Here is an 8,191-nt window from a genome sequence, read left to right on the forward strand (position 1 = left end):
TCAGCCCGCGTTGCTGCGCCCCAGTCGCCGCGCGGCAGGGGGAGGATGAGCGAGATCATCTCGCTCTTTCTGCCACCAATCTCGCGGTCCACATGCCAAGGAACATTGCGGGCAGGAACGCAAGGGTGCCGGGGGCGCCGAGGCCAAGCGCGGCGATGGCCGGGCCGGGGCAGAAGCCGGCAAGGCCCCAGCCGATACCGAAGAGAGCAGGTCCCACGATCAGGCGAGCGTCGATGTCCTTGCCCGCCGGAACGCTGAAGCTGGGGGCCGCGACAGGCCGGTCGCGGCGAAGCACCAGCCCGTAGCCGACGAAGGCGACCAGCACGGCCCCGCCCATCACGAAGGCGAGCGACGGATCCCATGTGCCGAAGAGGTCGAGGAAGTTGAGCACCTTGGCGGGATCGGCCATGCCCGACACCACCAGTCCTGCGCCGAATAGAAGGCCAAGGGCGAGGTTGACGAGGAACGACATTCTAGCCTCCGATCACGTGACGGACAATGAAGACCGTGACGAACGCTGTCGCCATGAAGATCAGCGTGGCAACCAGCGAGCGCACCGACAGGCGCGACAGACCGCACACGCCGTGACCTGAAGTGCAGCCATTGCCCCAGACCGTGCCAAAGCCGACGAGCAGGCCGGCGCCGATCATCAGCGGAATGTTCGAGGAGATCGTCTGGCGGATTGCGTCCCCGCTCGACCACGAAAGCAGCAGCGGGGCGGCGATGATGCCGAGGATGAAGCCAAAGCGCGAGAGGAAGCCGCCGTCGCGGTAGGGCGAAAGCAACCTGCTGGCGATGCCGGAAATGCCGGCGATCCGGCCCTCCCAGAGCATCAGCAGCACGGCTGACAGGCCGATCATCGCGCCGCCGATGAGCGAGGCAAAGGGGGTGAATTCGGTCATCGGTTCTATCCTTGATGAGGTGATGGCTGCGCTGCGGGTTGATCCATCCGGAGGTCACTGAACTCTCCGCATGGTGCTGAGTGAACTGGTGCACCACCTCGCGCCGACACCGGGGCTAGGCGGATCCACACAGCAGGAGGCGTGATCGTTCCCTTGCTGCGGCGCGAGCCGGGTAGATACCCTTACATCAATTACAAAAGATCGCAATCGTTTTATCGCAATTAACGGCGTGTCAGCTTAGACGTGTCCGGCGGGGCGCCTTGTTCACGTTCGCGCTTTTGGTTATCCTTTCTCGCATGATGTTTATGTCCACGTTCTTTCCGCTGATCTGAACGACTTTCAGTCGTTCACGCGCTTTTGGCGCCATTCAGATCAAACGGTTCCGCTTGACGCGGTATCCGCACGGAGAACGTGTAATGCCCAAAATCGAGCATGTCGGCCTGACTTCCGACCAGGTCCAAAGCTTCATTGACGATGGCTTCGTCAAAATCGAAAATGCCTTCAGCGTCGATCTCGCAAAACAATGCAGGGACGAATTGTGGGCCGATATAGGTCTGTCGCCGGATGAGCCCGAAAAATGGGTTCATCCCGTTGTTTGGGTGGGGTTCAAGGCTTCGCCCCCCTTCATCGAAGCCGCCAAAACGCCGCGCCTTCATCAAGCCTACAACCAGCTTGCTGGCGAAGGCCGCTGGCTTGCCCCCAAGGGCCTCGGAACCTTTCCGATCCGCTTTCCCTCTCCGGAAATGCCCGGTGACGATGGCTGGCATGTGGACATGAGCTTCGGCACCGACAATCCTGATTTCATGGAATGGCGTGCCAACGTGAAGAGCAGCGGACGCGCCTTGCTGATGCTGTTCCTGTTTTCGGATGTCGGCCCGGACGATGCACCCACGAGAATTCGGGTGGGTTCCCATGCCCACATCGCACGGGAATTACTCCCCTACGGCGAAGCGGGCGCAACGCTCAGACAATTGTCTGCGAATGGCCACGCCTCCACGGAGGTTGTAAGGTGGAACTGGCGACAGGCACGGCGGGCACAGTCTATCTCTGCCACCCTTTTCTGGTCCATGCCGCACAGCCACACCGGGGGGAGCGGCCGCGCTTCATGGCGCAACCGGCACTCCTGCCGAAAGGCGAGTTCGATCGCGCCCTGCCGCCATCTCCGGTACAAGTGGCTATCCGCCAGGCAATTGGGATGACTATCTAATCGCCGTAGGTTTCGGGGCTACCGCGCGTAGCCCCGAAACCTACGGCAGCTGGCCGCAGCTCTTTCATTCGCACTGCACCCGCGGGCCGCCGCCATAGGGCTGATATGTGTTGTCCTCAACTCGATATGAGCGGTAACGGGACATGCAAGAGGCAATAAAGTCGGACGTCAGAGGCCGATCAGCCTCCTGCGAAGCTGCCAGCTGATACGTTTCATCATCTTCGACTTTGGCGACCTTGAAGAAGGGTGACAGGCATTCACGGCGACCACCACGGTAGGGCTGATAGCTGTTATCCGCCACCTGGTACGATCGATACCTCGATGAACACCATGCTACATGCTCCTCGCTAAGGATGGTTTCATCGTCGGATTCAGGCAGGGCGGCGGTCGTTAGGAGATCCGTATCTGTCTCGACCTCTTCACCCGGCGTATTGGTGGAGGCAGAGGACGCCGATTGCCCGATGCGCTCATAATTCTGGGACGCAACATCCACCTTCACAGGCTGAAGCGGAAATTCGATTGATGTGGAATCAACCCTCGCGCTGCTCTCCGACGGTTTGGTACTGAGATGCACGATCGCCATCGCCGCGCCACCTGCAAACGTACAACTCGTGAAGGCAAATCCGCCAACGACCGCTAGAAGGTATTTCATCGTTCCCATCCTGCTGAATGTCGATTGCAGAATGCAGAACTTCCAACCTAAGTTCCGAAGGACTTCGCACTCCAGCCGCGCATGCGGCCATCCATCCGGTTCTAGCGCTACAGGCCGCCGCTTATGCCCGGCGCTTACAGATGAAAGTCGCCGGCAGATTCCGGCTGATAGACAATCTTCTCAATCTGAATCCGTCGGGTACGATTTGCCACGATGCATTCGAAGGCATCCCCTTCCTGATAGCCAAGGATAGCGGTGCCTATGTCGGACAGGATCGACAGTTTCCTCGACCGGTTGTCTGCATCTTGCGGATAGACAAGCGCCACATTCTCCTGTTCCCCGTCGAGACGCAGCACGACCTTCGAGTTCATCGTTACAACGTCCTCGGGAACGCTTAGTGGGTCGACGACGATCGCTCTCTCGATCTCGTGCTCGAGCTCGATGTTTGGCGTGTCGATCTCAAGTTCCAGCAGGTTCTCCAGCCGGGTCTTGTCCAACTCAGTGACGTAAATGTTGGCGTGGTTAGTCATCGCACCAGCCCGCAAGAGCTGCAGGTAGCGTCCGGAGGTTAGCGACAGCGAATTGAGTGTTAGCGTTTCCTGTTTGAGATGGAAACCGCAGCGCTCAAACCCCTTCAGGGAGCGCGTGTTTGCCGGGTGAATCTTCGCGACAACGCTATCGGCCCTCATGTCGAGGAAGGCGAGCTTCAGTCCCTCGCGAATGGTGCTGGTGCCCAGTCCACGGCCCCAGTTATCGTGGTCACCGATAGCGAGGACGATTTCACATTCAGGACCCGTCTTGATCAGGCGGACGAAGCCCACGGGCAGGTCGTCGACGTTATAGACCATGAAAAAGCGGCCGCCCTGGTTGAACAGATGCGTCAGGATCGGCATCGGTGATCGATCAACGGCCTGTGAGATGAAACGGGAGACGCTGCGTGAATCGCTCAGGTAGCGAGTGACACGGTCATCTTCCAGCCAGTTCATCAGGGTCAGGGCATGCGTCCGGGTAATCTCCGGACGTAACGATACAAAAGGCCTCTTCATCTTCGCCACCGTGGTCGCAAGAATGAAAGCCTGTCACGGTGGCAGCCGTGCTGGTTCTTTCAGGTTACTGATTGAATGAACGGGGTGCCTAGCAAAGTCCGCCACGAAAGTCCAAGGAGAAAAAGCCTTGTCGGAGTCTCACCTCCGGCGGTGCCTTAACTGGATCCTCTCATTCGGCTTAGAGGTCGGCTCATCTTCGACGCCGCCGACGTCATCGACTAACCCACATTTTCCTCATGGGGTTGGAAGGACGTGCCAAAACTCGGCGTGACATCAAGGAACCCGAAGGTCCTTCGAATGATATTCCCCGTGACCGGAGCCGCAGTGACGCCAGCCGTCAGACCTCGGGTGGATGACTTGGGTTTCGGATCATCGATGACGACGAGGTAGAGGTAAACCGGATCGTGCATCGGCATGGCGGCCGCAAAGACATTGTAGTTTCGGTTCCTCGCGTACCGACCCGCGATGACTTTCTCCGCGGTGCCTGTCTTGCCGCCCACATTGAGCCCAGCCACCGCAGCGTGACGCCCCGACCCCTTCATTCCGCTTAGCCGGTACAAGTACCGCATCATCTCGCTCGTGTGGTCGCTCACGATCCGTTTCGATACTGCCTTAGCATCTTCCTCGCCACGCCTGATCAGTGTCGGGCTCACCAAAATTCCGTTGTTCAGAATGCCGCCTATTCCCGCGGCCGTCTGCAACGGGGTGGTCGCAAAGCCGTGTCCGAATGACGCCGTGATGGATGTCGCGGAGCTCCAGCGGGCTGGCTCGCGCGGGGTGGCCACTTCGGGAAGCTCCAACTGCAACTTGGTGAGAAGTCCGGCGCTTCTCAGAAAATTTCGATGCTCCTCGATGCCGACTGCCCGCGCTTCCAGCGCAGATCCGATATTGGATGAATAAAGAAACACCTCCTCGAGAGTGAGCGGGCGGTTCTTGCCGTAGTAGTCACGGACCCGTTGCCGCCCCACCGCCAGCGGGCTGGACGCGTCATAGACCGTACTGAGCGTTGCACGACCCTTCTCGATGGCCATTGCGGTGGTGAAGGTCTTTATGATTGACCCCATTTCCGCGGCGCTTCCCGACATTCGGTTCAGGCGATCCTCTAGATGCGCCTCAACGGGCGAGTTGGGGTCAAAATCCGGCAGAGATACAAGTGCCAGAATTTCGCCGGTCTTGATGTTCAGTACGAGCCCGCCAGCACCTGCCGGCTCGTACTGCACCATGGCCCTGGCGAGTTCATCATGGACGGCGTGCTGGATCCTCAGATCGATCGATGTCTCAACCGGGGAAAACCTGCCTCTGCCGCCCAGTCCGAAATCGCGAAGCTCGAGATACCCTTGCGTGTCTATCCATCTCTCCAGCCCAGACGTGCCGAGGTTGTCGACGTTCGTCAGACCGACGACGTGTGCCGTGGTGCGGCCCGCGGGATAGAAGCGCCTGATCTCGGACCTGAACCCGATACCCGGAATACCAAGCGTCATGATCCGGTTATGCATCTGAGGCGAGAGGTGACGCTTCAACCAGATGAAACCACGGTCCCCCGAAAGCCTGGCGTGCAGGTCCCGCACATCGAGGTCTGGAAACACTGTGCGAAGGCGCTCAATAGCGTCATCTACATCGACAATCCGCCGGGGTTCTGCAAACAGCGAGTAGGTCTTCAGGTCGATCGCAAGCTTCCGTCCATGGCGATCGACTATCGCAGGCCTGTGAGCCGCAACCAGCCCAACAGGAGCCCCAGACGCCGCAGGTTCTCCAATACCGTACTGAACCAGCCTTGCTGTGATGGTGACATAAGCCAGTGCGAAGATCAGGACGACAATGCGGGTGCGTGATTGCTTCACCTCGCGGCGTGGATTTGGTCGCGGCAACGGCATTGGCTGCAGCTCCCCTAGACCAGGACCACGATCGGGGAGCCCCATTTTACCTCCCGGTAGAGGTGAATGATGTCGTGATGCAGGAGCCGCACGCAGCCTGATGAGATTGCCTTGCCTATCGTGTGCGCCTCACCAGTTCCATGCAGACGGTAAAGCGTGTCCCGATTGCCCTGATGGATATAGAGCGCGCGTGCGCCAAGGGCGTTGTCGATCCCAGGCGGCTGACCGTGCCGCCATTTCTCGAGGGACGGTTGGCGGGCGATCATATCGGCGGGTGGTGTCCACACGGGCCACTCGCGTCCGTATGCGATATGCGCTCGTCCAGACCATTCAAACCCCGCTCTGCCGATTCCTACCCCGTAGCGCGTGGCGGATCCGTCATCATGGACGTGGTAGAGGTACCGATTAGGCGTATCGACAATGACCGTCCCGGGTACTTCCTGGGTCGGGTAGTCGACGACCGCCCGAACAAACGCGGGGTCGAGGCGTGTAAGGTCCACCGCCGGGATGGGAAAGCGCTCCTCGGGCAGCGCCCGATACATCAGGATGACGTCGTCGGAAAATTCCGGGGGCGGTGGTGCTGGGATAATCTCTTCGGAGCCCGGAAAGGGGGTAGTGGTGCAGCCGGACAAAGCTAGCCCGAGGACACCTCCGGCTCCTCCTAAGAACAGTCGTCGGTCGATGGGGCGAGGTCTGGTCATGTAACGTCCTGTCTAAATTGATGACGCTCGACGCCTTCTGCGTAGCGGCGCGTCGATGGTGGCCGCCCCCCCCAGGCTCGCGCTGCAAGGGGCAGATTCCAGGATTTGTCGAAGGGCGTGATTTCAGCGCGTCACTGCGCGTAGCAATTCAGGGTCAAGTCAGGCTCCGAGGGGCACGCCATGCGTTGGCGTTGGAGCCCCCTCTGTCATTGGCCTGAGAGTATCGCTAAGCTGCTTCGGGCAGTCTCAGCTTACACCGTGGGCGGGAGCTGCCGCTCCGCTTTTCAGAGTGTTGTACAGCAAGCGGTCCGGGTGCCTGAGAGTTTCCGGGGCGGTTGCTCCTTCGGCGGTCGGTTGGCCGACTCTCTCCCGCTTGTCCCAAAGACATACCCGCGCGGCAAAGACGACTGCAACCAAACTCGGGCGAACACACCGTTCACACCGGAGCGGAGCTGTCCCCTCAATCAGAAGTTCTCGTAGTGCCGCGGTAGCACCCACGAGCGATGGGACAGCGTCGACTATGAAATGTGGGCTCGCGACCAGAGCGCCAGATCACACACGACGGGACAACGGCGGCTTGCCAGGACGGCAGTCTGCTGGTGCAGCGGAACATCGGTGTGACCTTGCGCACTTGGTCTGCCCCCTGAAAAGTGGTCCTCCCTGAAGTAGGCTGTAATTCTCTGCGACGGCACTCGGCCTCGCCACGACGCAAGACGCGTGACGCTTGTTCTTGCGGTCGCGCGTCGGGCGCCAACGACCAAGGGCAACAGCCGACGGCATAGCAATCGGCAATGGACACGACGAGCCCTTGGCTTAGGTGCCGATCAGGGCTCGGCGGAGCTTCACACGCTAACAGAAGGAACATTTTTGAATGCTGAAGTTCGACCCTCGTTCTCCTGACCAAGGGGATGCTTATGAGACTTCACTCAATCGCATTCGTGCGCTTGCAGCCGACATGGAGCGCATCGGCCAGGGCACGCCTGTCGAAGAACTTGTAGGAGGACCATCCCCGCTTCTTGATCAGTGGAGCATCTCGGAGCGTCCGGCAGGCTGTCTCGTCGGGCTTGCAAGCGGACATCCGTTACTTTTGGGGACGGACCGACCGATCATGACATCGGATCTCTGGCTGGTCTCAGCGGATCTCAAGTGGGCCCGAACACTCTCGCGCTGGTACCGACTGGGAAAACCCCTCGGGAATGCCGGCCTGCATTCTTGAAGCGCGTACCCATGGAGCTGCAGTTGGAAGACGTTCCCGAGTGACCCCTCGCATGGCGCGTCGCGGAGCAGCTCGCACTTCTCTGCTTTTCCTTACCCTCAAGACCAGGGATCTGCTTTACGTCTAGCCTGTGGAAACAGGTAAAACGATCGATCCAATAAGACCGAGGTAGAGGCGGGATTCGGACTACGCCGGACTTCTGGCCTCGATCTTGTTTGAGTTTCGGCTGCAGCGTTTACCTTAGTTCAAGGATTGCTGGTCGCTTCCTTTTCTCCTCTGGCATTTCTTCTGACGTTGGTATATCCAGCCCGTCCAGTCTTTCTGGGAGTGGGTCCCAGACGGTCTGCTACGGGAGCAGTTCACCATGAGCCTGCGAATAACCAGCAATCGTTGATGGGCATCGGCCGCTTTGGGCGGTGTGCCTTTCGACACGATTGCCGAACGTTCGACCTGAAGTCGAACGGGTTTTCGGCTCTGAACTGCCTCCGGACATCTTGTCCGCGAGGACGGATGAACGACAGCGTGGTCCCGCAACTTGCCTGGCTTCTTGAAGATCGTGCCGACAAGGCTTTTGCAGCAGTCGAAAAGTTCGA

8 protein-coding genes, 1 pseudogene and 1 riboswitch are annotated in these 8,191 nt (G+C 59.5%); of the genes and pseudogenes, 3 read left to right on the forward strand and 6 right to left on the reverse strand.

The window, feature by feature from the left end:
* Positions 1 to 55: 55 nt before the first annotated feature.
* Complete coding sequence (locus L610_RS15475) at positions 56 to 472, reverse strand: DUF6691 family protein (RefSeq protein ID WP_144706141.1); 417 nt, start codon at positions 470 to 472, stop codon at positions 56 to 58.
* Position 473: 1 nt separating this feature from the next.
* Positions 474 to 902, reverse strand: a complete 429-nt coding sequence (locus L610_RS15480) for a YeeE/YedE family protein (RefSeq protein WP_024847649.1) — start codon at positions 900 to 902, stop codon at positions 474 to 476.
* A 416-nt stretch (positions 903 to 1,318) separates the two neighbouring features.
* Between L610_RS15480 and L610_RS15485 the strand changes: the two are divergent.
* Positions 1,319 to 2,109: pseudogene (locus tag L610_RS15485) on the forward strand (phytanoyl-CoA dioxygenase family protein).
* Positions 2,110 to 2,173: 64 nt separating this feature from the next.
* Here the strand turns inward: L610_RS15485 and L610_RS15490 are convergent.
* The 4 genes from L610_RS15490 to L610_RS15505 all read right to left on the reverse strand — a co-directional run bounded on the left by L610_RS15490 (position 2,174) and on the right by L610_RS15505 (position 6,382).
* A complete protein-coding gene (locus tag L610_RS15490) occupies positions 2,174 to 2,761 on the reverse strand; it encodes a BA14K family protein (RefSeq protein ID WP_186441515.1) in 588 nt (195 codons plus the stop codon).
* 134 nt (positions 2,762 to 2,895) lie between these two features.
* The gene (locus tag L610_RS15495) at positions 2,896 to 3,807 is read right to left on the reverse strand and encodes a bifunctional GNAT family N-acetyltransferase/nucleoside diphosphate kinase regulator (protein ID WP_024850011.1); all 912 of its coding nucleotides are present in this window, start codon (positions 3,805 to 3,807) and stop codon (positions 2,896 to 2,898) included.
* 218 nt (positions 3,808 to 4,025) lie between these two features.
* Positions 4,026 to 5,681, reverse strand: coding sequence for a penicillin-binding protein 2 (locus tag L610_RS15500; protein ID WP_186441517.1), 1,656 nt, complete (start codon positions 5,679 to 5,681; stop codon positions 4,026 to 4,028).
* A gap of 14 nt (positions 5,682 to 5,695) precedes the next feature.
* Positions 5,696 to 6,382 (reverse strand): L,D-transpeptidase, encoded by a 687-nt coding sequence (locus tag L610_RS15505; protein ID WP_051473411.1) that lies wholly within the window; start codon positions 6,380 to 6,382, stop codon positions 5,696 to 5,698.
* Positions 6,383 to 6,676: 294 nt separating this feature from the next.
* A riboswitch (glycine riboswitch) is annotated at positions 6,677 to 6,764 on the reverse strand.
* A 489-nt stretch (positions 6,765 to 7,253) separates the two neighbouring features.
* Between L610_RS15505 and L610_RS15510 the strand changes: the two genes are divergently transcribed.
* Together L610_RS15510 and L610_RS20365 are read left to right on the forward strand one after the other, a co-directional pair.
* On the forward strand, positions 7,254 to 7,598 hold the full coding sequence (locus L610_RS15510; protein WP_144706143.1) for a DUF6634 family protein: 345 nt from the start codon (positions 7,254 to 7,256) through the stop codon (positions 7,596 to 7,598).
* A 393-nt stretch (positions 7,599 to 7,991) separates the two neighbouring features.
* The coding region (locus L610_RS20365) for a hypothetical protein (RefSeq protein WP_210246022.1) at positions 7,992 to 8,191 on the forward strand (200 nt) is incomplete at its 3' end.

The sequence above is a fragment of the Aminobacter sp. J44 genome (assembly GCF_007829415.1).
Classification (GTDB): domain Bacteria; phylum Pseudomonadota; class Alphaproteobacteria; order Rhizobiales; family Rhizobiaceae; genus Aerobium.